16 protein-coding genes are annotated in these 23,317 nt (G+C 68.0%); 12 read left to right on the forward strand and 4 right to left on the reverse strand.

Annotation, left to right across the window (positions count from 1 at the left end):
• Nucleotides 1–54 precede the first annotated feature (54 nt).
• Together ACT3UF_RS07415 and ACT3UF_RS07420 are read left to right on the forward strand one after the other, a co-directional pair.
• Complete coding sequence (locus ACT3UF_RS07415) at nt 55–2,487, forward strand: beta-glucosidase (protein ID WP_441444276.1); 2,433 nt, start codon at nt 55–57, stop codon at nt 2,485–2,487.
• Nucleotides 2,487–3,725, forward strand: a complete 1,239-nt coding sequence (locus ACT3UF_RS07420) for an endo-1,4-beta-xylanase (protein ID WP_444608224.1) — start codon at nt 2,487–2,489, stop codon at nt 3,723–3,725. Before ACT3UF_RS07415 ends, ACT3UF_RS07420 begins: the two co-directional genes overlap by 1 nt.
• On the opposite strand, the gene ACT3UF_RS07425 is transcribed toward ACT3UF_RS07420, so the two are convergent.
• Nucleotides 3,694–4,470 carry a DUF624 domain-containing protein gene (locus ACT3UF_RS07425; protein WP_441444278.1) on the reverse strand — a complete coding sequence of 259 codons (777 nt, stop codon included), beginning with the start codon at nt 4,468–4,470 and terminating at the stop codon, nt 3,694–3,696. The genes ACT3UF_RS07420 and ACT3UF_RS07425 overlap by 32 nt on opposite strands.
• A 536-nt stretch (nt 4,471–5,006) precedes the next feature.
• Here ACT3UF_RS07425 and ACT3UF_RS07430 point away from each other — a divergent pair.
• The 9 genes from ACT3UF_RS07430 to ACT3UF_RS07470 all read left to right on the forward strand — a co-directional run bounded on the left by ACT3UF_RS07430 (nt 5,007) and on the right by ACT3UF_RS07470 (nt 16,641).
• Complete coding sequence (locus tag ACT3UF_RS07430; RefSeq protein ID WP_444608225.1) at nt 5,007–6,680, forward strand: ABC transporter substrate-binding protein; 1,674 nt, start codon at nt 5,007–5,009, stop codon at nt 6,678–6,680.
• A 34-nt stretch (nt 6,681–6,714) separates the two neighbouring features.
• Nucleotides 6,715–7,689 carry an ABC transporter permease gene (locus ACT3UF_RS07435; protein WP_441444280.1) on the forward strand — a complete coding sequence of 325 codons (975 nt, stop codon included), beginning with the start codon at nt 6,715–6,717 and terminating at the stop codon, nt 7,687–7,689.
• Nucleotides 7,690–7,697: 8 nt separating this feature from the next.
• The gene (locus ACT3UF_RS07440) at nt 7,698–8,633 is read left to right on the forward strand and encodes a carbohydrate ABC transporter permease (protein ID WP_444600898.1); all 936 of its coding nucleotides are present in this window, start codon (nt 7,698–7,700) and stop codon (nt 8,631–8,633) included.
• An 89-nt stretch (nt 8,634–8,722) separates the two neighbouring features.
• A complete protein-coding gene (locus ACT3UF_RS07445; RefSeq protein ID WP_444608226.1) occupies nt 8,723–9,883 on the forward strand; it encodes an endo-1,4-beta-xylanase in 1,161 nt (386 codons plus the stop codon).
• Between the two features lie 615 nt (nt 9,884–10,498).
• Nucleotides 10,499–11,491 (forward strand): ABC transporter permease, encoded by a 993-nt coding sequence (locus ACT3UF_RS07450; RefSeq protein ID WP_444608227.1) that lies wholly within the window; start codon nt 10,499–10,501, stop codon nt 11,489–11,491.
• Between the two features lie 10 nt (nt 11,492–11,501).
• Complete coding sequence (locus tag ACT3UF_RS07455) at nt 11,502–12,374, forward strand: carbohydrate ABC transporter permease (protein WP_345076105.1); 873 nt, start codon at nt 11,502–11,504, stop codon at nt 12,372–12,374.
• A 130-nt stretch (nt 12,375–12,504) separates the two neighbouring features.
• Nucleotides 12,505–14,130: an ABC transporter substrate-binding protein gene (locus tag ACT3UF_RS07460; RefSeq protein WP_345076106.1), complete on the forward strand. Its 1,626-nt coding sequence runs from the start codon at nt 12,505–12,507 to the stop codon at nt 14,128–14,130.
• A gap of 70 nt (nt 14,131–14,200) precedes the next feature.
• Complete coding sequence (locus ACT3UF_RS07465; RefSeq protein ID WP_444608228.1) at nt 14,201–14,953, forward strand: hypothetical protein; 753 nt, start codon at nt 14,201–14,203, stop codon at nt 14,951–14,953.
• Nucleotides 14,953–16,641: an immunoglobulin-like domain-containing protein gene (locus ACT3UF_RS07470; RefSeq protein ID WP_444608229.1), complete on the forward strand. Its 1,689-nt coding sequence runs from the start codon at nt 14,953–14,955 to the stop codon at nt 16,639–16,641. Before ACT3UF_RS07465 ends, ACT3UF_RS07470 begins: the two co-directional genes overlap by 1 nt.
• An 18-nt stretch (nt 16,642–16,659) precedes the next feature.
• On the opposite strand, the gene ACT3UF_RS07475 is transcribed toward ACT3UF_RS07470, so the two are convergent.
• On the reverse strand, nt 16,660–18,819 hold the full coding sequence (locus ACT3UF_RS07475; protein ID WP_444608230.1) for an alpha-glucuronidase: 2,160 nt from the start codon (nt 18,817–18,819) through the stop codon (nt 16,660–16,662).
• Nucleotides 18,816–19,799, reverse strand: a complete 984-nt coding sequence (locus ACT3UF_RS07480) for an acetylxylan esterase (RefSeq protein ID WP_345076110.1) — start codon at nt 19,797–19,799, stop codon at nt 18,816–18,818. The genes ACT3UF_RS07475 and ACT3UF_RS07480 overlap by 4 nt, the downstream gene beginning before the upstream one ends.
• 211 nt (nt 19,800–20,010) lie before the next feature.
• On the opposite strand from ACT3UF_RS07480, the gene ACT3UF_RS07485 reads away from it, so the two are divergent.
• Entirely contained in the window at nt 20,011–21,057 is a 1,047-nt protein-coding gene (locus ACT3UF_RS07485; RefSeq protein WP_345076112.1) for a LacI family DNA-binding transcriptional regulator, read from the forward strand.
• Between the two features lie 156 nt (nt 21,058–21,213).
• Here ACT3UF_RS07485 and ACT3UF_RS07490 read toward each other — a convergent pair whose 3' ends face one another.
• Complete coding sequence (locus ACT3UF_RS07490; protein WP_444608231.1) at nt 21,214–22,881, reverse strand: ABC transporter substrate-binding protein; 1,668 nt, start codon at nt 22,879–22,881, stop codon at nt 21,214–21,216.
• Between the last annotated feature and the right edge of the window lie 436 nt (nt 22,882–23,317).

The following is a 23,317-nucleotide window of genomic DNA, read 5'->3' on the forward strand; positions in this document are numbered from 1 at the left end:
ACGTCGTCGTCGCCTCGCCCACCGCAACCGTCACGGGCCGTGCGAAGGAGCGTCATGACCATTCCGCTGTGGAATGACCGGAGCCTCAGCACCGAGCAGCGCGTCGACGCGCTGCTCGCGGAGCTGAGCCTCGAGGAGAAGGCGGCCCAGCTCGGCAGCTACTGGAAGCGGCCGACGCTCGGGGACGCCGAGGGTTTCGCCCCCATGCAGTCCACCTTCGAGGCGGGCCGGGACCCCTTCGAGGCCGCGGTCCAGGACGGGCTCGGCCATCTCACCCGCCCCTACGGGAGCGCCCCGCTGAACGGCGAGGAAGGAGTGCAGAACCTGCGGACGATGCAGCAGGCCGTCGTCGCGGGTTCCCCGCATGGCATCCCGGCCCTGGTCCACGAGGAATGCCTGACCGGCATCATGGCCCATGGGGCCACGACCTATCCCGCCGCGATCGCGTGGGGCGCAAGCTTCGACCCTGCCCTGATCAGCGAGATGGGCGAACGGATCGGCACCGATATGCGCGCGATCGGCGCCCATATGGGACTCGCCCCGGTGCTGGATATCGTGCGCGACTACCGCTGGGGACGCATCGAGGAGACTATGGGGGAGGACCCCTATCTCACCGGAGTGCTCGCCACCGGGTACGTCCGCGGCCTGCAGGCCACCGGCACCATCGCGACCCTCAAGCACTTCGCCGGCCACGCCGCCTCCCGCGCGGGCCGCAACCACGCCCCCGTCTCCATCGGGATGCGCGAGCTGCACGACATGGACCTGGTCCCCTTCGAGATGGCCGTGCGCCACGGTGAGGTCGGCTCCGTGATGAACTCCTATGCAGACATCGACGGCACCCCGCCCGCCGCCAGCCACTGGCTGCTCACCGAGCTGCTGCGCGACACCTGGGGCTTCGAGGGCACCGTGGTCGCCGACTACTGGGCCGTGAGCTTCCTGCAGTCCATGCACCGTGTGGTCGAGGATGACCGGGGTGCGGCGCTCGCCGCCCTCCGCGCCGGGCTCGACATCGAGCTGCCCGAGACCACCACCTACCCCCACCTCGCCGCCGCCGTGCGCGAGGGGGATCTCGAGCTGGAGGTGCTGGACACCGCGGTGCGTCGGATCCTGCGCCAGAAGGTCGAGCTGGGCCTGCTCGACGCGCACTTCGACGCCGCGACCACCGGTGAGGCGATCGAGCTCGACTCCGAGGAGGGGCGTGCACTCGCTCGGCGGATGGCCGAGGAGTCCATCATCCTGCTGGACAACTCCCACGAGCTGCTCCCGCTGACGCCGTCGCACCCGCTGACCGCAGCGGATGACGCGCAGGGCCTCGCTGGCCCCGCTGGTCCTGTGTCGATTGCCCTGATCGGCCCTGCCGCCGTGCAGCCCCGCAGCTTCCTGGGCTGCTACAGCTTCACCAACCACGTCCTGTCCCGGCTCGAGGACAACGGCACCTCCGTGCACGTGCCCACCCTCACCGAGGCGCTCGGCGCGGAGTTCCCCGGCGCGTCGCTCACCACCACCGCCGGCACGGACTTCATCAGCCCCGACACCTCCGGGATCGCCGAGGCCGTCGCAGCGGCGCAGGCTGCCGAGCTCGCCGTCGTCGCCGTCGGCGACCTCGCCGGGCTGTTCGGCGCCGGCACCTCCGGCGAGGGCTGCGACGTCGAGAGCCTGCAGCTGCCCGGAGCCCAGCACGAGCTGGTCGAGGCGGTGCTCGCCACCGGCACGCCCGTGGTGCTGGTGCTCGTCACCGGCCGCCCGTACTCGCTCGGCGCCTACAAGGGCCGTGCCCACGCGATCGTGCAGGCGTTCATGCCGGGCGAAGAGGGCGCGAGCGCGATCGCCGGGGTGCTCTCCGGCCGGGTGAACCCCTCCGGTCGCCTGCCCATCGGCATCCCGAACGGGGTGGGCGGACAGCCCGGCACCTACCTCGCCCCGGTGCTGGCCTGGGAGAGCGACGGCATCTCGAACCTCGACCCCAAGCCCCTGTTCCCCTTCGGCCACGGCCTGAGCTACTCGCGCTTCGAGTACTCCGCGCTCGAGCTCTCCGCCCCGCAGATCGCAGCGGACGGCACCATCGAGATCTCCGCGACCGTCACCAACACCTCGGACCGCGACGGCAAGGAGGTCGTCCAGCTGTACCTCAGCGACCCCGTCGCCAGCGTGGTGCGACCGCTCAAGCGCCTAGTGGGCTTCACCAAGGTGGGCCTCGCCGCCGGGGAGAGCACGCGCGTGACCTTCCAGCTGCACGCCGACCGCACCTCCTTCACCGGCCCCGACCTGCAGCGCATCGTCGAGCCCGGCGAGTTCCGGGTGCGGCTCGGCGCCAGCAGCGAGGACGTCACCCTCGAGGGCTCCTTCCGGATCGAGGGCGAGGTGCGGGTCCTCAGCCCCGGCCGGCACGTCCTGGACACCCCGGCCACCGTGTCCCCGGTCGCGCTGCGCGCGCAGGACCCGATGACAGCGGGCGCCCCGGCAGCAGTGATGGGAGGCGGTCTGTGATGACCACCGCGCAGCAGGCCGTGATGGCCGAACGCACCGAGACCTTCCGCCTCCGGCTCGTGGACGAGCAGGGCACGGCACGGGCAGGGGAGGAGGTCCGCGTCGAACAGGTCTCCCACGACTTCGGCTTCGGCTGCTCCGGCTTCGAGCTCCAGCCCGAGGAGCCCGACGAGCACACCAGGCTGTGGCTGGACCTGTTCAACATGGCCACCCTGCCCTTCTACTGGCGCTGGTTCGAGCAGACCCCCGGCGCCCCGGACACCGAGAGGCTGCGCCGCCTGGCGAAGGGACTGCGCGGGCACGGCGTGCGCCTGAAGGGCCATCCGCTGCTCTGGCACACCCTCGCCCCCACCTGGCTGCTCGAGAAGGAGCCCGCGGAGGTGGAAGAGGCGATCCGTCACCGGATCACCCGCGATGCCACCGATTTCGCGGGCCTGATCGACCAGTGGGATGCGATCAACGAGACCGTGATCCTGCCGGTGTTCGAGGCCGAGGAGAATGCCGTCACCCGGCTGGCCCAGGCGCGCGGCCGGATGCATGTCATCCGCCTCGCGTTCGAGACCGCCCGCGCCGCGGATCCCACGGCCCGGCTGGTGCTGAACGACTTCGAGCTCTCCTCCGCCTTCGAGGACGTCATCGAGGAGTGCCTGGAGGCCGGGCTGGAGATCGACGCGATCGGCGTGCAGACCCACATGCACAAGGGCTACCGCGGCGAGGAGCAGATCGCGGAGGTGATCGGGCGCTTCTCCCGCTTCGGCCTCCCGGTCCAGCTGACCGAGACCACGCTGCTCTCCGGCCACATCATGCCCGCGCACATCGTCGACCTCAACGACTACGTGGTCGACTCCTGGCCGTCCACGCCCGAGGGCGAGGAGCGGCAGGCCGATGAGCTGGTGCGCCACTACCGCACCGTGCTCGCCCAGCCAGCCGTCGAATCACTGACCTACTGGGGGCTCGGCGACGCCGGTGCCTGGCTCGGCGCCCCCGCCGGGCTGGTGCGGGCCGACGGCACCCCCAAGCCGAGCTACCACGCACTGAAGTCACTGATCAGCGAGGAGTGGTGGACTGGCAGTCATCCGCTGCGCAGCGATGCGGATGGCGTCCTGACGGTCCGCGGCTTCGCCGGGGACTACCGGCTCGACCTTGCGGGGGAGGCGGGGGAGTCCGTGGAGTTCACGATCCCTCGAGGGGGCGGGCATCAGGAGCTCAGTCCTGCGGAGAGCTCTCCGCAGAGCTGATCTCAGGGCCTGCCTCGGGGCCGACCGCAGGGCCGCCAGCAGGGCCTGCCTCGGGGGCTACCGCAGGGCCGCCTGCGGGGCTGACGAACTGCTCGGTGAGCATCGCCGCGATCTTCCGCTCCGAGGCCCACAGCGCGAAGACCAGCAGTGATGCCGTGAACAGCAGCATGAACTCGCCGATCAGCAGGATGATCCCGAGCGTCAGCACGCCGAGCGACACCAGCGCCAGGGTGGACAGCGGCTTCACCAGGAGGGTGAAGGCCGAGAGCCGGAAGACGTCCCGGGCCCGGAAGCTGAAGCGGGAGATGATCGAGAGCGCCCGTGCCAGCACCAGCAGTGCGGCCGCGCCCAGCACCAGGAAGACGATGTTGAGCATGCTGGTCCCGGCCGCACCGGCATAGGTGAGGTTGAACGCCGCCAGGGCCAGCACGAGGACCACTGGGCCGCCCACCCGGAGGCTGTCCAGCGCGTTCAACCGGTACCCGCGCAGGAACTGACGCGCCGGGACCAGCTCCTGGTCCTCGCGCCAGGCGCGGCAGGCATACAGGGCCGCGGCGATGGCCGGCAGCAGCGGCAGCGCGGCGATCACGAACACCGGCGAGCTCAGCGGCCCGGGGGAGAGCAGGGTCCACACCAGCAGGGTCGGCACGGCGGCCAGCACCAGCATCACGTCGATCACCAGGAACCAGTAGACGCCCTCGGTGAGTTCGGTGAACATCCCTCGCGGGCGGCGGGGTGGCGTCATTGCTCCTCCTGGAGATCGCAGTCCTCAGAGAACTGCAGTGCTGTCGCAGTGCCCAGAGCACTGCAGTGCTGTCGCAGTGCCCAGAGCACTGCAGTCTGCCGCCATAGATCGACGGAACCCCATTCTCAACGAAACTTTCGATCCCTGTCGAGCCCTAGTTGCAGGAATGTTACCTTCGCAGGCTCTGCCTGAGGGGCGGTCGTGCGAGCGATTGGGCATCAAGTGGCCAGGCCAAGTCTGCTTTGCTTGGCACGGACGCGTTCTTTTCAAACTTTCGTGAACTTCTTGACCAGGATCACATCCCCAGCTAAGTTGTGTGTCACAGCGAAAGCTTGACGAAATTCTCGGCAATTCCTCCGGCATAGTCGCCGGCGCGAGCCCCGCACGAGAGCTTCATCCACTCAGTTCGGCCAGTCCCTCAGCCACCTCCGGTGACCTGTCGGCACCTGAGCCTCGACGTACCGCACCACCGGTTCGACCCGCTTCGCCCACGCCGCACCACCCGGTCCGGCACCGACCCTCATGAGGAGACGGCAATGAACACGTCCCGCCACTTCCCTTTCGCGCCGACCCGACGCAGCTTCGTCGGACTCTCCGCCGCCGCGTTCGCCACGGTGGCGCTGGCCGCCTGCGGCTCCGACTCCGGTGAGGAGGTCGACGTCGAGTCCCAGAACGTGGGCGCGATGGACGACTACGCCGCGGACACCCAGTTCAAGGCCACCGAGCCGATCCAGGTCAGCATGCTGTGGACCGACTGGCCCGAGGTCCCCGTCGAGGACACCTGGCGGCTCTTCGATCACATCAAGGAGCTCACGAACGTCGAGATCACGCTGACGCACATCCCCTTCAGCGATGCGACCGAGAAGCGCAGCCTGCTCATCAGCGCTGGTGACGCGCCGACGCTGATCCCGCTGGTCTACACCGGCGAGGACGCCCCGTTCGTCTCCTCGGGCGCCGTCGTGCCGATGAGCGACTACGTGGACAAGATGCCGAACTTCCAGAAGTACGTCGAGGAATGGGACCTCGCCGACATGATCGACAACCTCAAGCAGGAGGACGGCAAGTACTACATGGTGCCGGGCCTGCAGGAGGTCTCGGTGCCCGTCTTCAGCCTGGTCATCCGCAAGGATGTCTTCGAGGAGGTCACCGGCGCGGTGCCGAACACCTGGGACGAACTCCACGAGGGTCTCAAGCTCATCAAGGAGAAGTACCCCGACTCGACCCCGCTGGCCGACGGCTTCGAGGGCGGCGCGCTCTTCAACTTCGCCTCCCACGCCTGGCTCACCAAGGGCGGCTGGGGCTTCGGCGACGGTTCGATCGAGGGCCCCGACGGCAAGCTCACCTACGTTGCGATCACAGACGAGTACAAGACCATGATCGAGCTGTTCCGGACCCTGGTCGAGGACGGCCTGCTGGATCGGGAGTCCCTCACCGCCTCCAACGACGGCTCCGGTGCGGCGTCGGTCGCCGAGAAGTTCGCGGCCGAGACCTGCTTCGCCGCCTCCGGCTCCTCCGGCACCGCGATCGAGTTCAGCCAGGCACTGAACGAAACCGTCGGCGAGGGCAATCACTCCGTCACCCTGATCCCGCCGCCCGCAGGGCCGGCCGGCGAGCACGTCGAGCCGCGCAACTTCTGGCACGGGTTCATGCTCAACTCGCAGATCACGAAGTCCGAGCACTTCCTGGCCACCCTGCAGTTCCTCGACTGGCTGTACTACAACCCGGATGCCCGCGAGATGCTGCGCTGGGGCGAGAAGGACGTCAACTACACCAAGGCCGAGGACGGCGCCATCGAACTGATGGACGGCTTCTCGCTCGACAGCTTCAACATCAACACCGGCGCCGGCACGGACATCAACGTGGACCTCGGGTTCTCGACTTTCCCCGCTGAGTCGACTGAGTCCCGGGAGCTCAAGGAGTCCTACAGCACCCCCGAGTTCGTCGAGTACATCGACAATGTCCTCTCCACGCGCACCCCGCGCGATCCGTACCCGCCCAAGCCCATGGACGAGACCGAGCTCGAGCAGGCCTCGCTGCTGGCCACCCCGATCAAGGACTCCGTGGACACGGCGACCCTTCAGTTCATCATGGGCGAGCGCGACATGAGCGAATGGGACGCCTTCAAGGGCGAGCTGGAGGCAGCGGGCCTGCCGCGCTACCTCGAGCTGCTCAACAAGGCACGTGACCGCTTCGTTGAGGCGAACGGGTGAATGGCACCGAGGCACTGACGGAGGAGCTGAGGTCATGACACTGACGGAGACTCGGGAGACCGCGGCGCAGGAACCTGCGCCGCGGCCCCCGGCCCCAAAACGCAGACCGGGAGGTTGGAAGCGGTCGCTCCGGCGCGACTGGCCGCTGTACACCCTCGCGATCGCCCCACTGATCTTCCTGGCGATCTTCCGATACCTGCCGATGCTCGGCAATGTGATCGCCTTCCGACGGTTCCGGCCCGGAGGCAGCATCTTCGGCGACGAATGGGTCGGGATGCTGTACGTGGATATGTTCATCCACGATCCCGCGTTCTGGAACGTCTTCACGAACACGGCGATCATCGGCGGCATGACCCTGGTGGTCTGCTTCCCGCTGCCGATCATCCTCGCGCTCATGCTCAACGAGGTGCGACGCACGCACTTCAAGCGGATCGTGCAGTCGATCAGCTACCTGCCCCACTTCCTCTCGGTCGTGATCGTGGTCGGCATGGTCTACCAGCTGCTCTCCCTGCAGGGCACGGTCAACCAGATCACCGAGGCCTTCGGCGGGGACGCAGTCTCGTTCCTCCAGAAGCCTGAATGGTTCCGGTTCATCTACGTCGCCTCCGAGGCCTGGCAGACGGTCGGCTGGGGCACGATCCTGTACCTCGCCGCGCTCACCGCGGTGGACGACGGCCTCTACGAGGCGTCACGCATCGATGGGGCCAACCGCTGGCAGCAGACCTGGCACGTGACGATCCCGGGGATCCGGCCGACGATGGTCACCCTGCTGATCCTCAACATCGGCAACTTCCTCAACGTCGGCTTCGAGAAGGTCCTGCTGCTGTACAACCCCATGACCTACTCCACCGGTGACGTCATCTCGACGTACCTGTACCGCGTGGGTCTGGTGTCGAACAACCTCAGCTATGCGGCGGCCATCGGCCTGTTCCAGGCGATCATCGGTTTCGTGATGGTCATGTCCGCCAACTACATCTCGAAGCGATTGGTGGGGACGAGCCTGTGGTGATCGAAGCAATGGCCCCGGATGCGCCGCGCAAGAATTCCAAGAGCGCAGTCGCCCCCCGGACCTCCCGGATTAAGGACTCCACGTCCTACAAGGTCTTCACGGTCGTGAACATGACGGTGCTGGTCCTCATGTGCGCGCTCATGCTGTACCCGTTCGTCATGCTGCTGGCCCAGTCGTTCAGCTCAGCGGGTGCGATCAACGCGGGCAAGGTCAACCTCTTCCCTGTCGGCTTCAACCTCGACACCTACAAGGTGGTCGCCAACAACGACAACTTCTGGCGCGCCTACGGCAACACCGTGGTCTACACCGTGATCGGCACGACCATCGCCATGGTGCTGACCACCTCCTACGCCTATGTGCTCTCGAAGAAGCACCTCAAGGGGCGCGGCCTGCTGATCGGCATCGCCGTGTTCACGATGTTCTTCAACGGCGGCATCGTCCCGAACTACGTGCTCATCTCCTCGCTGGGGATGAAGAACACGATGTGGGCGGTGATCCTTCCGCCGGCGCTGTCGGTCTTCAACCTTCTGGTGATGAAGGCGTTCTTCGAGAACCTGCCCACGGAGCTCGAGGAGGCCGCGCATATCGACGGCCTGAGCTGGTTCGGGATCTTCTTCCGGATCGTGCTGCCGCTGTCCAAGGCGGTGATCGCCACGATGGTGCTGTTCTACTCGGTGCAGTACTGGAACGACTGGTTCGCCGCCTTCCTGTACCTGGACAAGACGGACCTGTTCCCCGTGACCCTGTTCCTGAGGAACCTGATAGCCGGGGCCTCCACCGCAGCGTCGGAGGGGGCCGCGGCCTCGGGCGGCAGCGTCGATGCCATCAACGCCAACATCCAGTCGGTGACGATGATCCTGATCCTGATCCCGATCCTTTGCGTGTACCCCTTCGTGCAGCGGTACTTCGTCTCGGGCATCATGCTCGGCTCTGTCAAGGGCTGAACCCTCGCGCCCCGTCTGCCGTCCGCGGCCGGCGGGGCGCCTGCACGAGCAGTCGCAGTTCCCCCGATGATGACGTCGAAGGAGACACCATGAAACGCCGCCAGATCCTCACCGCCGGAGCTGTCGCGACCACGCTCGCGGTCGCCGCACCCGCCGCCGCCGCCCCGGGCGGGGTTCCCGGGAACGGGCAGGCCAAGCCCCCGGGCCTCGCGAAGAAGGACAACCTCGCCTTCGCCGCCGGAAGCACCCTGAAGATCGGCTGCGCCGTCGCCGGCGGCGGTCACCACACGAGCCAGCCCTATCCCGATCCGTTCACCGCCGACGAGCCCTACCGCGAGCTGCTGGCGGCAGAGTTCACCTCGCTCTCGGCCGAGAACCAGATGAAGTGGGACCACATGCGCCCCGCCCGGGACGAGTACAACTTCGTCGACTCGGACGCGATCATGGAGTTCGCGGAGGCCAACGGCCAGGTCGTGCGCGGTCACACCCTGATGTGGCACAACCAGAACCCCGCCTGGCTGACGGAGGGCGGCTTCTCGCCCGAGGAGCTCCGGGCGATCCTCAAGGAGCACATCGAGACGGTGGTCGGCCGCTACGCCGGGCGCATGCAGCAGTGGGACGTCGTCAACGAGATCTTCGACGACAGCGCCATCCTGCGCACCGAGGGCAACATCTGGATCCGCGAGCTGGGCACGGAGATCATCGCCGACGCCTTCCGCTGGGCTCACGCCGCGGACCCGGAGGCGCTGCTGTTCTTCAACGACTACAACGTCGACGGGATCAACCCCAAGAGCGATGCCTACTACGCGCTCATCCAGGAGCTGCTGGCCGACGGGGTCCCGGTCCACGGCTTCTCCACCCAGGGGCACCTGTCGATCCGTTACGGCTTCCCGGGGGATCTCGCCGACAACCTCCAGCGCTTCGCCGATCTGGGCCTGCAGACGGCCATCACCGAGCTCGATGTGCGCATGGACGTGGTCGAGGGTGAGGAGCCGACGGAGGCCCAGCTCGCGCAGCAGGCCGAGTACTACCGCCGGGTGACCGAAGCGGCGCTGTCCGTGGAGGGCTGCTCGTCGCTGACCCTGTGGGGCGTGCTGGATCGCTACTCGTGGGTGCCCGGGACCTTCCCCGGTGAGGGCGCGGCGACCGTGCTGTGGGACGACTACTCCCGCAAGCCCGCCTACTACGCCGTGCAGGACGCGCTCGCCGCAGCGAGCGGGCGGGCAGGGCACCCGGCGCTGCGGCGCTGACGCTGCTCCTGGGGTTCGCACCACCCAGGGTTCGCGCACCACCCAGGGCTCGCGCATGACCCAGGGCCGTATGACGGAGGAGGGCGTCCGATCTGAGGATCGGGCGCCCTCCTCCGTCGTGCGCGCTGCGGCCTCCGGCGCCCTTCTCCCGCCCTTCCCTCTCCCTTTTCCCGCCCGTCTCTCGCCCGTCTCTCGCCTGTCTCCCTCGTCGGTTCGTGGTCCTGGCCGGCCGGAGGACGACCTGAGAGCAGGCGCTGTTGTTGCGAGAAGCTTTCCTGGCCTTTCGCGTGGCGGAACGCGGTGGGCTCTGGGTGCGGGCCGCCCGCTGATCCTTGTCATGCCAGGTCAAGCGGTTATCGACGTCTCGCCGCGGTCAATTCGCAAATCGTTCTTGACGTGAGCGACGCCATTGGATAGCGTCTTCCCAGTGCGGTGAAGTTTCCGAAACTTCTCGCCCGCTGGTGGGAATGACGACGATGCTGCCGCCTCTCACCCCGCCTTCACTGCTGGTCGTGTCGGCGACGCCCGGAGGGTCGATCCGCGCGCAGCAGGTCCTGCCGTCGCAGCCCGTTCCCCTCCGGCTCATCCCGGAATCTATGAGGAGGTGCCTAGAGCGTGACGCAACACAGTGCTGCTGCCGGATCGGCTCCGACCACAGCCCCGCCCCCGACCGAGCCCCGACCGGGCACCGTCCCGGTGGCGCGCAAGCGCTCGCTGTGGCGGGATGTGCGCAAGGACTGGCGGCTCTACTCCCTGCTGGCCCTGCCGCTGATCTACCTGGTGATCTTCAAGTACCTGCCGATGGCGGGCAACATCATCGCGTTCCGCCGCTTCCGGCCCGGCGGGTCGATGTTCGGCGAGGACTGGGTGGGCCTGCGCTACATCGTGATGTTCATGGAGGACCCGGCGTTCTGGCGCGTCTTCACCAACACCATCGTGCTGGGCGTGCTGTCCCTGGTGATCGTCTTCCCGATGCCGATCATCCTGGCGCTGCTGCTCAACGAGGTGCGCAAGAGCTGGTTCAAGCGCTTCGTGCAGACGGTCTCCTATCTTCCGCACTTCATGTCGATCGTCATCGTCGCCGGCATGGTCATGCAGCTGGTCTCGCTCAACGGCACCGTCAACTCGGTCATCGGGGCTTTCGGGGTGGAGCCGATCAACTTCATCCAGCAGGCGGGCTGGTTCCGCACGCTCTACGTCACCTCCGAGGTGTGGCAGACGGTGGGCTGGGGAACGATCCTCTACCTCGCAGCCCTGACCCAGGTGGACAGCCAGCTCTACGAGGCCGCCACGATCGACGGGGCCAACCGGTGGAAGCAGACCCTCTACGTCACCCTGCCGGGGATCACCCCGACGATGATCACGCTGCTGATCCTGAACATCGGCACCTTCATGGCCGTCGGCTTCGAGAAGATCCTGCTGCTGTACAACCCCCTGACCTACGAGACGGCGGATGTGATCGCGACCTATCTCTTCCGCGTCGGCCTGGTCTCCAACAACTTCAGCTATGCCACCGCCATCGGCCTGTTCGAATCCGTGATCGGCCTGACCCTGGTGCTGTCCGCCAACTGGATCTCTCGCCGCGTGGTCGGCGCGAGCCTGTGGTGAGAGGAACGCTATGAAAACCTCCCGTGGCTACAAGATCTTCACCGCCGCCAACGTCGTGATCCTGCTGGGCGTCGTCTTCCTGACGCTCTACCCGTTCGTGAACATCATCGCCCAGTCGCTCTCGAGCGAATCCGCGATCGTCTCCGGCCGCGTGAACCTGCTGCCGATCGGGTTCAACATCGACACCTACAAGGTGGTCATGTCCGACCGCCTGTTCTGGGTGAACTACCGCAACACCGTCGTGTACACGATCGTCGCGACGTTGATCTCGCTGGTCCTGACCACGATGTACGCCTATGCGATCTCTCGGGCCCGGCTGCGCGGCCGCGGGCTGTTCATCGGGATCGCGGTGTTCACGATGTTCTTCAACGGCGGGATCATCCCCAACTACATCCTCATCAGCTCCCTGGGGATCATGAACACGATGTGGGCGATCGTGATCCCGAATGCGGTGAGCATCTTCAACCTGCTCGTGATGAAGGCGTTCTTCGAGAACATGCCGCTCGAGCTAGAAGAGGCCGCCGCGATCGACGGCCTCACCACCTACGGGATCCTGCTGCGGGTCGTGATGCCGCTGTCCAAGGCGATCCTCGCGACGATGCTGCTGTTCTACGCGGTCTCCCATTGGAACTCCTGGTTCCAGGCGTTCCTCTACCTCAGTGACAAGGAGCTGTTCCCGGTCACGATGTACCTGCGCAACATGATCGCCGGAACCAGCCAGACCTCGGACGTCGCGGCCGCCTCGGCGGATGCGCAGACGCAGATCTCCTCGAACATCAAGGCCGTGACGATGGTGCTCACCGTCCTGCCGATCCTGTGCGTCTATCCCTTCGTGCAGCGCTACTTCGTGTCGGGCGTGATGCTCGGCTCGGTCAAGCAGTAGCCGCTGCTCCCTGCAGCACTCCGCTGCAGGACTCCTCCGTAGGACTCCGCTGCAGCACTTCGATGCAGCACTCCACTGCAGTATCCCGCTCGACCTCTTCGACCTCTTCGATGATGAAAGGTGATCTCCCATGTTCACTCGACGGAAGTTCCTGGCCGCCGGAAGCGCGGCTCTCGGCACCACCCTGGCGCTCGGCGCCTGCTCGAGCGGAGGCGGCGATGAGCCGGTCGACGTGAGCGAGGTGAGCACCGGCTCGATGGACGACTACGGCGTGGGGACCACGTTCAAGGCGTCGGAGCCCTTCGAGATCGGCCTCATGTACAGCGACAACCCGGCCTACCCGTACCGCAAGGACTGGCTGTTCTGGGAAGAGGTCACCACCCGCACCAACGTGACCCTCACCCCCACGGTCATCCCGATGTCGGACTACGAGCAGAAGCGCTCGCTCCTGGTCAGCGCCGGAGATGCGCCGTACATCATCCCCAAGACGTACCCGGGTCAGGAGACCGCCTTCGTCGCCGCCGGCGCGATCCTCCCCATCAGCGACTACGTCGACCAGATGCCGAACTACATGGACAAGGTCGAGAAGTGGGGGCTGGAAGCAGAGATCGAACGCCTCAAGCAGCAGGACGGCAAGTACTACGTGCTGCCGGGGCTGCATGAGGAGGTCTGGCCGGACTACACCCTCGCCTACCGCGTGGACATCCTCGAGGAGCTCGGGCTCGAGGAGCCGACCACCTGGGAGGAGCTCACCGAGGTGTACCGGAAGGTGCACGAGGCGCACCCGGACATGTGGCCGCTCTCGGACCGCTTTGAAGGAGCGAACCTCCTCGGGCTCGTGGCCTCGACGTTCGGGGTCTCCGCAGGGTGGGGCTTCGGCGATGGCGTGGTGCGCAAGGAGGTGGGGTCCGAGGAGCTCGTCTTCGGTCCCCAGCAGGAGGCGTACCTCGCGATGCTCGAATGGTTCTCCGCCGGCGTCGAGGAGAAGCTGATCGACACCGAGGGGTTCACCCAGGACGACGACGCCGCGGTGCGGAAGTTCGTCACCGGCAAGTCCTTCTCGATCTCCACGAACTCGCAGACGATCATCGACTGCCGCACGGGCCTGGACGAGGAGTTCGGCGAGGGCAAGACCGTCGTGAAGAAGATGCTCCTGCCCGGTGGGCCGCTCGGTGCGGTGATGGGCGGTTCCCGCCTCGAGAACGGCGTCATGTTCAACGCCCAGATGGCCGATGACGACAAGTTCCTCGCCATGCTTCAGTTCGTCGACTGGCTCTGGTACTCCGATGAGGGCCAGGAGTTCTCCAAGTGGGGCGTCGAGGGAGTCACCTTCAAGCGTGAGGGGGACAAGCGGGTGCCCGCGGAGGGCGTGAACTTCCTGGGGCTGAACCCTGAGGGGACCAAGGACCTCCGCACCGACTTCGGCTTCTCCGGCGGCGTCTTCGCCTATGGCGGGACCACGGACCTGCTCCGCTCGACCATGAACGAGGAGGAGGTCGACTGGCAGCAGCGCACCGCGGAGACCCACGAGGTCATCGATCCGCTGCCCCCGTACCCGATGGACGAGATCCAGCGCGAGGAGGCGACCCTGGTCGCCACCCCGCTGAAGGACTTCGTGGATCAGAACACGCTGAAGTTCGTGACGGGCCAGCGTGACGTGGGGGAGTGGGACGCCTTCGCGACCGAATGCGACGACAACGGCGCCACGAAGTACATGGACATCGTCCATGAGGCGCAGGAGTCCTTCGGCGGCTGATGCCCTGGCTCCGGTGCCGGCTCACCTGAGTCGGCGCCGGGGCCTCCCTGCGAGACGGACGGAGATGCCCATGAGCACCGTGGAATCGGGCCAGGTGAGAACGTCGGGCCGGGTGGGACCGACGGGCCGGGTGGGAACGTCGGGTCGGGTGGAGACGACGACGGCGAGCCGAGATCACCATGAGCGGGGGATCTGGCGCGGCACCTTCGTCATCTACAACCTCTTCGCACTCGGAGCGGGACTCGCGGTGGCTGGTGCGCTGCCCCTCGCCGCTCTCGTGCTCACCCAGGGCACCCTGGTGGGCATCTGCGGCATTCCGGTGTTGACCTGGGTGCTCGGGATGCTGCTGATCGGGACGGTCCATGCCGTCCATGGCCAGGACCTCACCACCGACATCCGACCGCTGCGGCGGCTCGCACGGGGGATCCGCCACTCGCTGCGGCAGGCCGCGGCGCTGTGGATCCCGGTCGGCGTGGTGGCGGCCCTGGTGCTGGCGGCCGGTGCCCTGCAGGGACTCACGGGACCGGATCTGCCCGGTCTGGTCCTGCTCGGTGCCCTCGCCGCGGTCGCGCTGATCGGCAGCGTCATCGCCGCGAGGTTCACTGCGGGCGGCGCTGCGCTGTGGCGGTATGCCCTCGGCGCCGTCGGCGTCTCGGGACGGGGCGTCCTCGGGATCCTGCTGGTCGCCGTGGCCTGCGTGCTGGTGGTGACCGTCATCGGTGAATGGGTGCTGCTCTTCGTGGCCGCCCCCTTGGTGGTCCTGCTCGACAGGTCTGCGGCGCCGCTGCTGACCGCCCTCGAACAGCGGGCGGCGACGGACTGATGCCCCGTCCACCAGGCGCATCCGGGGTGGTGACTGCTGCGGTGAGCCCAGAGGTGCTCCCGGAGCAGCTCCTGGAACAGCTCTGTGTCCCCGGAGCTGAGGGGGTGCGCGGACACCTCTGCCTGCCCGATGCTCTCCCGGGAGCTCCGCAGGCCTCGCTGAGCTGGTCCTCGTCGGCGCCGGACGTCGTCAGCGATCATGAGCAGGACGGGAGGGCCCCGGGAGTCGTCCGCCGGCCACCCCCGGGTGCGGGCCCGGTGCAGGTTTCCCTCCTCGCCACCCTCCGCCTGCCGCAAGGATCTGCGCAGCGGGAGTTCCTGGTCACCGTCCTGCCCGCGATCGAGCTGGCGGAGACCTCGCGCTACGCCATGGTGAACTTCGCCCGCTCGAACAGCCACGACGGCCAGCAGCTGTACTTCGCAGTGAGCGAGGGTGATGACCCGACGGCGTGGCGGGCGGTCAACGGCGGGCGCGCCGTGCTGAGATCCACTGCCGGGATGCACGCCGTCCGAGACCCGTCGATCGTGCGTTCGCCGGAAGGTGACCGTTTCTTCCTGGTGGCGACCGATCTCAACGTCGACGCTCCCGAGCACGGGTGGCGGGGGTGGGACTGGGCGCAGAGCGGAGCGAGCCGCCACCTCGAGGTGTGGGAGTCATCAGATCTGCGCACCTGGTCGGCTCAGCGGCATGTGCTGGTCGCACCGCCCGAAGCGGGGATGGCGTTCGCCCCCGAGGCGATCTGGGCGCCCGAGCTCGGGTCCTACGTCGTGACCTGGACGTCGTCGCTCTACCCGCCGGGGACCTCCTTCCGGGAGGACCGGACCGGGGGTCGGTTCCCGCTGACCCGCAACGTGACGATGTACGCGCTGACCCGTGACTTCGTCACTTTCTCGCCTGCCCGGGTGCTGAGCGGTCGCCCCGGCCATGGCACCCTCGACGCCGGGACCGTGCGAGGCGATGACGGGGCGGGCTATCACCGCTTCGTGTGCGATCGGGTCTCCACCGGCGACGCGGTGCGACCGTATTCGTCGGCCGACGGCGGGGACGACATCTACCAGGAGCGGGCCGCGCAGGTGCTCGCCCCACCGGAGGACTGGGAGCTCGTCGCGCCGGCGATCACCCGCCGGGCCGCGGGGACGCGATATGCGGAGGCGCCGATGGTCGTCCGCGCGAATCCTGGGGACCCGCGAGGCGGCGTGTACCTCTGGGCGGATCAGCAGTGGGAGCATTCACCGGCCGGAGAGCCCTGGGAGCAGCAGCTCAGCCCCTACTGGGCGCCGTCCCTGGACTCCGGGGAGTGGACGCCCTTGCCGTGGCAGACCCCGGAATACCATCTGGCGCGCGGGGTGATCCGCCACGGAGGCGTCATCGGCATCACGGTGCTCGAGCACGCCGCACTGCGCGGCGCCCACCTGCTGCGCCTCCACATCGACCGGCCCCCGCGCAGGACGCGCTACCGGTGCGGGGAGGACCTCGACCTGGCCGGGCTGCGGGTGAGCGCCGATTTCGACGATGGCCTGCTGGGGGAGGAGCTGCTGCCCGGTCACGGCGGCTATGTCGTGACCGGCTTCGACCCGCAGCGCCGTGGACCGCAGGACATCCAGGTCCAGGCCGACGACGGCCGGGGCCCGCTCGCCGCCGGCCTCGCGGCCGCCGTGAGCTTCACGGTCGTCGTCGACGGGTCCTGACCCGCGCAGCAGGCCAGGTCAGTGGATCGGCCGCCCGCTCTCGTCGGGGATCCCCGAGGCGCGGAAGAAGTAGGTGCGCAGCTGATCGCGCCACTCCTCGGCGGAGCGCTCCTGCTCGTGCAGCAGCGCCGTGACCCGCTCATGCAGCGCAGTGGGCACCCTGCCCTCGAGCTCCTGCCAGCGCGGACGCAGTTGGAGCACCCGCTCGTAGCCGTCGGCCCGGGAGTCGTAGATGTGCTGGATGACGGTCTTCCCGCTGTGCAGGCGATGCGTGTACGGCACATGGTGGAAGAACAGCAGCAGCTCGTCAGGGCACGTCTGCGGTGACTCGTACAGCGAGGCCCAGGGCTCGGGGAACAGTCCGGCGAAGCCCGTGCCGGTGGCGACAGTGCGGTCCACCCCGAGGCCGTCACGATCGGCGAAGTGGTAGGTGCCCCACGGGGTGTACTCGTAGCCATCCACGTCGGGGCCGTAGTGATGACCGGGACGCACCATGAATCCCACCCCCAGCGGGGCGGTGTAGCTCTCGTACAGCTGCCAGGACTCGCCCAGCAGATCCTCCAGCACCTCGGCGACCAGCGGATCGGCGCCGAACGTCGCTCCGATCCATTCCTCGAGGATCTGCTGCGGGGAGAGGTCGGGGTCCCAGGCCAGCCGGCCCAGAGCGAAGAGGTTGGCCTGGGCGAGCGGATGCCCGGTCCAGAACGCGTCGGCGCCGACGTTGGAGACCGCGACCACACCGCCCGGACGCTCGGCCGTGCCGGCGACGATCTGCGCGACGGTCGGAGCGCTGGCCTCCGCGGCAGCGGGGTCGGAGTTCCCGAAGGGGAAGCGCAGGTTCTCGCTCCACCAGGGGGCGAGATAGCAGAGGTGCTTCTGCTGCCCGGTGTACTCCTGGGTGATCTGCAGTTCGACCGCGAGCCGGGTGCGGGGCATCGCCCCGATCACGGGGGAGACGGCCTCCCGGACCTGGAAGTCCAGCGGGCCGTGCTTGACCTGCACGATGACGTTGTCGTCGAAGGTGCCGTCCAGCGGGGCGAAGTGATCGTGGGCGGCGCGGGCACGGTCCGTGCTGCGGTCGCGCCAGTCCTGGTGGTGGTCGTAGACGAACGCCCTCCAGAACACCTCACCGCCGTGGGGTGCGAGGGCGCGGGCCAGCAGGTTCGCCCCGTCGGTATGATCGCGGCCATAGGCGAAGGGGCCGGGCTGTCCCTCGGAATCCGCCTTGACCACGAAGCCGCCGAAGTCGGGGATCGCGGCATAGACCGCCTCGGCGGTCGCCGCCCACCAGTCCTGGACCTCGGCGTCCAGCGGATCGGAGGTTGTCAGGCCTCCCAGCAGGATCGGCGAGGCGAAGGAGACGGCGAGGTGGACCGAGATGCCCTGGCCCCGGAAGACCTCCGCGAGCCGCGCGACCTGGTTCAGCCGAGACGTCAGGAGCGTGGCCTCGCGGGCGTGGACGTTCACATTGTTCAGCGAGACCCGGTTGATGCCGATCGAGGCCAGCAGCCTCGCATACTGCTCCACCCGGGTGAGGTCCTCACGCAGCTCGCCGTCCTCGTAGAACAACGAGCCGCCGGCGTACCCGCGCTCCACCTGCCCCATCACGGAATGCACGGTCATGTTGTCCCAGTGGTCGAGCATCCGGATCGCCTGCGCGGGAGCGCGCAGGGTCCAGCCGGCTGTGCTGCCGGTGCCGGTTGTGCTGTCTGTGCTGTCGGTCGCGTCGGCTGCGTCGGTGGTGTGGACCACTGCGGTGGCCTGCCCCAGCACCACCGCGTAGAACCCATGCAGCAGACCGCGATCCCCGCCGGCGATCACGCAGAGGTGCTCGCCCTCGACCCGCAGCGCATAGGCCTCGGGGCCGGCCGCGGCGAGCTCCTCGAGCACCGCCGCCTCTATGCCGGCGTCACGGGCGGCGGGCAGGTCGTACAGGCGCAGGGTGCCGGCCGTGCCCTCTGCCAGGTCGCGCAGCCGTTCCACCTCGGCGCCGACGGTCCCCGCCAGGGGCCCGCCGGCATGCAGCTGCACCTCGCGGGGCAGACGCGCCGCCGCGTGCGCGCCGAGCCACGCGAGATCAGCGGGTTCCTCAATGCCAGCGTGGTCGGCAGGCTCAGCGGGGCCAGCGGACTCAGCGGGGCCAGCGTGGTCAGCTCGCTCGGCGGGTGCGGGGCTCACAGATTCTCACGCAGCCAGTCGAGCTGGCGGCGCTGCTGAGCGGGACCGCCGCCCTCGTGGTTGTTGAAGGGGTAGACGACGATCTCGCGCTCCGGATCGGTCCCCGTCGCGCTTCCGTAGAGGTTGTAGGCGGCGAATACGGTGGAGGGCGGGCAGATGACGTCGCGCAGCGCCACCGAGAACATCGCCGGCGCGGTCGCGCGGCGGCCCAGATGCAGGGCATCGACGTAGGCCAGGGTCCGGAAGGTCTGCTCCTCGAGCCCTCGATGGACCGCCAGGTAGCGCACGATCTCCTGATACGGGTCGGCATCGGTGATCTCGGTCGCGCGGCGCATGTGGGTGAGGAAGGGGACGTTGGTCATCAGCGCGTCGACGTCGGGGACCAGCCCGGCGGCACCGAGCGCGAGCCCGCCGCCCTGGCTGTTGCCGGTGACGACCACCCTGCCGTCCGCGCCGGTCAGGACGCGAGCGGCATCGACGGCGCGGGCGGCGTCGGTCAGCAGACGGGTCAGATACGAGGTGTGCGGGGAGTCGATGCCGCGGGTCATGACCCCGGCGGCGGCGGGTCCCGAGCCGGCCGGGTCGGCGGTGTGACCGCCGGCGCCCCAACCCGAGCCCTGTCCGCGCGAGTCCATCAGCAGATGCCCGTAGCCGGCAGCGGCCCAGGCCAGGCGCTCGAGTGGCTCGCCGCGGCCACCCCCGTACCCCAGGTACTCGACGATCACCGGCAGACCCGCATCGACCCCGGCTGGCCGGTTGTACCAGGCTCGCACCGGGGTGCCGTCGTGCCCCGCGAGGGTGACGTCCCAGGTGTCGACGAGGGTGAGTCCGTTCTCGACTCGCTCCTGCGCGAGGATCGGGGCGGAGGCCGCGCGGGCCCGGCCCAGGGTCTGGTCCCAGAAGTCCTCGAGATCCACGGGTTCCTCGAGCGTGGGGCGATACTCCCTCAGGGCCTCAAGGGGCATGTCGAACAGGGCCATGGGGGATGCCTCCAAGGAGTGCGCGGGGTGGTCATCGACGACCGCTTCCCGCGTGGCGAAACCAGCGAAAACTGGCGAAATAATGAACTGAAAGTTAAGGTGGGACCAGGTTAGAGTTCGCGTGCTGACCGGTCAAGGTTCGTTCGCGCGGGTTAAGGTGCGACTCGGTGCTCCAACGGCGGAGCACCCCGGGCACGGGAGAGGTGAAGTCATGGCACAGAGCGAGACGCGAACCGGTCGGGTCACCTTGAAAGAGGTCGCGGAGAAGGCCGGGGTGTCGCTCGCGACCGCCTCGAAGGTGATGAACGGTCGCGCCGACGTGCGTGACCGCACTCGCGAGATCGTGGCCGAGGCCGCCCGGGAGCTGGGCTACCAGCCCAAACGCCGCGAAGGAGACAAGCGCCGCTCGGCGCTGATCCACTTCGACACGCTCACCAGCCCGTATTCGCTCCAGGTGCTGGAAGGGGCGGAGCAGGCGGCGCACCGCGCCGACGTGGACCTGATCGTCGTCAGCGGCGACCAGACCTCCGCCGGCCTCTCGCGAGCCTGGATGGCCGAGGTCGCCTCCCGCGGCGTCGAGGGAGTGGTGCTGGTGACCACCCCGATCGGCGCTCGGCACGCGCGCTGGAGCCGGGATCTCTCGCTCCCTCTGATCGCGATCGACCCCGTCTCCATCGACCCCGACGTCAAGGGCATCGTCACCATCTCGGCCACCAACTGGGAAGGCGGCACCACTGCGGTCCAGCACCTGGTGGACCAGGGCCATCGACGGATCGGCGTGCTCGCCGGCCCGGAGGATTCGATCCCCGCGCGCCAGCGGCTCCAGGGCTACCACTCCGCTCTCGGCGCCGCCGGAGTGCAGTGGGAGCGGGACCTCATCGCGCACGGGAACTTCTCCTACGAGGATGGCCAACGCGGCGCCGAGCGCCTGCTGCAGCTGCCCGAGCCGCCCACCGCGATCTTCGCCGTCGCAGACACCCTCGCCGTCGGAGCCCTGCGCGCCGCGCGCCAGCTCGGGGTGGAGGTACCCGAACAGCTCAGCGTGATCAGCTTCGACGACACGATGATCGCGCAGTGGACGCACCCGCAGCTCACCGCGGTGCGCCAGCCGCTGTTCTCGATGGGCCAGGTCGCGATCGAGCGCCTGCTGGCGCTGTCCTCGGACCCGGGTCTCTTCGCCCATCCGTTCAAGCTCGAGACCATGCTGATCCAGCGGGAGTCCACGGCCCCCCGGGAGCCGAAGACTCCGCGCGAGTAGACGGCCCAGCGGGAGACCACGGCCCAGTGGGAGTCCACGATTCCGCGGGATCCGACGACTGCGTGGGTGCCGAAGACTGCGCGGGAGCCGACGGCTCCGGAGGGGGAGCAGGGTTCCTGACCTCCGGAGCGCGCCGTCCCTGATGCCGGTGCCTGCTCAGGAGCTTTCGAGGAACCGTTCCCTGGCGCCGTTGATCAGGTCCATGTAGTTCTGCAGCCCGGAGGCCTCGAGCTCCGCGGCGAAGGCGTCCCATTCCCCCATGTCACGGTCACCGAGCATGAACTGCAGGGTGGCGGTGTCCACGGCGTCCTTCAACGGCGTCGCCATCAGGGAAGCCTGCTCGAGCTCCGCCTCCTCGAGCGGTGCCGGAGCCCACGGCGGCATCGATTCGAGGTTCTCGAGCACCCCGTCGATGTACTCGGTGAACGCCGCGGAGTTGTAGGACTCCTTCAGCGCCCGCGACTCGGTGGCCTCGGCCATGAAGGTGGAGAAGCCCAGGTCCTTGAGCAGGTCGGTGCCCGCGCCGACGTTCAGGTCGAAGGAGTCCAGGGAGTAGCCGTCCGCCAGCTCGATCGTGCCGTCCTCGGACTTGGTGTACGTCTCGCCCTCGATGCCCCAGCGCTGCATCTCGCGCGCCTCCGGGTTGAAGTACAGCCAGTCCAGGAACTGGAGGATCGCGAGGAAGTTCTCGGACTCCGCGATCTCGGAGTTGAGCATGAAGCCATGCCAGAAGTTGCGCGGCCCCATGATGTTCCCACCCGGCCCGGCGGGCGGCGGGATGAGCTGGAGGTCGTAGTTACCCTTCCCGACCGTCTCGTCCAGGGCCTGTGCGAATTCGATGGCCGTGCCTGAGGAGCCGGAGGCGGCGAAGCAGGTCTCCTTGGCGAACTTCTCCGCCACCCCGCCGGCACCGCTGCCGTCGTTCGCGGCGGTCAGGGTCTCGGGGTCCAGCAGGCCCTCGGCGACCAGGGTGCGGTAGTACTCGACCATCGCCTTGTACTCCTCGGTGGTCGCCGCGTAGCGCAGCGGCTCGCCGTCCTGCCCGCCGATCGTCCCGTCCCCGAAGCCCCAGCCGGCCCGGGTGCCGAAGGAGTAGCCGCCGTAGTTGATCAGGGACTGTCCCTCGAAGCCGTCGGCCAGCGGGAGCGAGTCAGGGTACTTCTCCTTGATGGCCTGCAGCCCCTCGTGGACCTCATCCCAGGTCGAGGGGATCCCGATCCCGATCTCCTCCCAGACGTCCTTGCGGATGATCAGGGAGAACGAGGGCACCCAGACCTCCTGCAGGCCCGGCAGCATGTAGTACTTCCCGTCGGCCTGCTTGAGGTTCTCGACCATCTCGGCCTGGTCCCACTCCTCCACGTACTTGCGGAAGTTGGGCATGTGCTCGACGAAGTCGCTCATCGGCAGGATCGCGCCGGAGGAGACGAAGGGGGTCTCGTCGCCGCGGTAGATCAGGGGGATGATCGTGGGCGCATCACCCGCGCTGATCAGCAGGCTGCGCTTCTCCACGGAGTCGCTGAAGGGGACATGGGTGAGCTCGAGCTGCACATTGGTCAGCTCCTTGATGCGGTCGAAGACCTGCCAGGTCTCCTTGACGGGCTGCTCGGGCCAGTCCGTCCACAGGATCGAGACGGTGATCGGCTCGGTGGCCTTGAACTGCTGATCGGCCTCGAAGGTCTCCATCGCGCCGACATTCTGGGAGGCGGGGTCGACCTCGGCGTCCTCGGATCCTCCGCACGAGGCGAGGGTGAGTGAGCCGAGCGTCGCGGCGGTCAGGCCCACGAAGGCGCGGCGGCTGGTGAGCGGTGAGCGAGCTGTGATCATCGGGAACTCCTGGGGAGTGATGAGATATCGGATTCATGGAGCGCCGTGAAAGGCCGAGCATCCGTCGCCGGTTCTGCGGTGAGCCGGCGGCGGTGGAGCTCATCACGGAGGGGTGCTCCGCAGCGTCCCTGCCGCGGATCATCCCTCCCCTCAGAGAATGAAAAGTTTCTCGAAAACAAGTAGTCCAGAGGGGGTTCGCTCTCAGGGTAAAGAGTGGCCGACGAGCCGTCAAGGACTTCTTGGTAAACGTTGTAATCGGGCGGCCATATTGCACACCTGCAGGTCAGCGGGATTGGGGTGTTGCTGCGGCGTCGACGCCCCAGCTCTGAAAACCGCTCGAAAACTTCCTGCTGCACGATGTCAGATTGTCGGTGGTGGGGCCGACAATCCCTGCCCTGGTGGGCTGTCGGGACGAGCGGCGGGCTCGCGAAGTTTC

It is taken from the genome of Brachybacterium sp. AOP24-D1-21, assembly GCF_052378665.1.
Lineage (GTDB): Bacteria > Actinomycetota > Actinomycetes > Actinomycetales > Dermabacteraceae > Brachybacterium.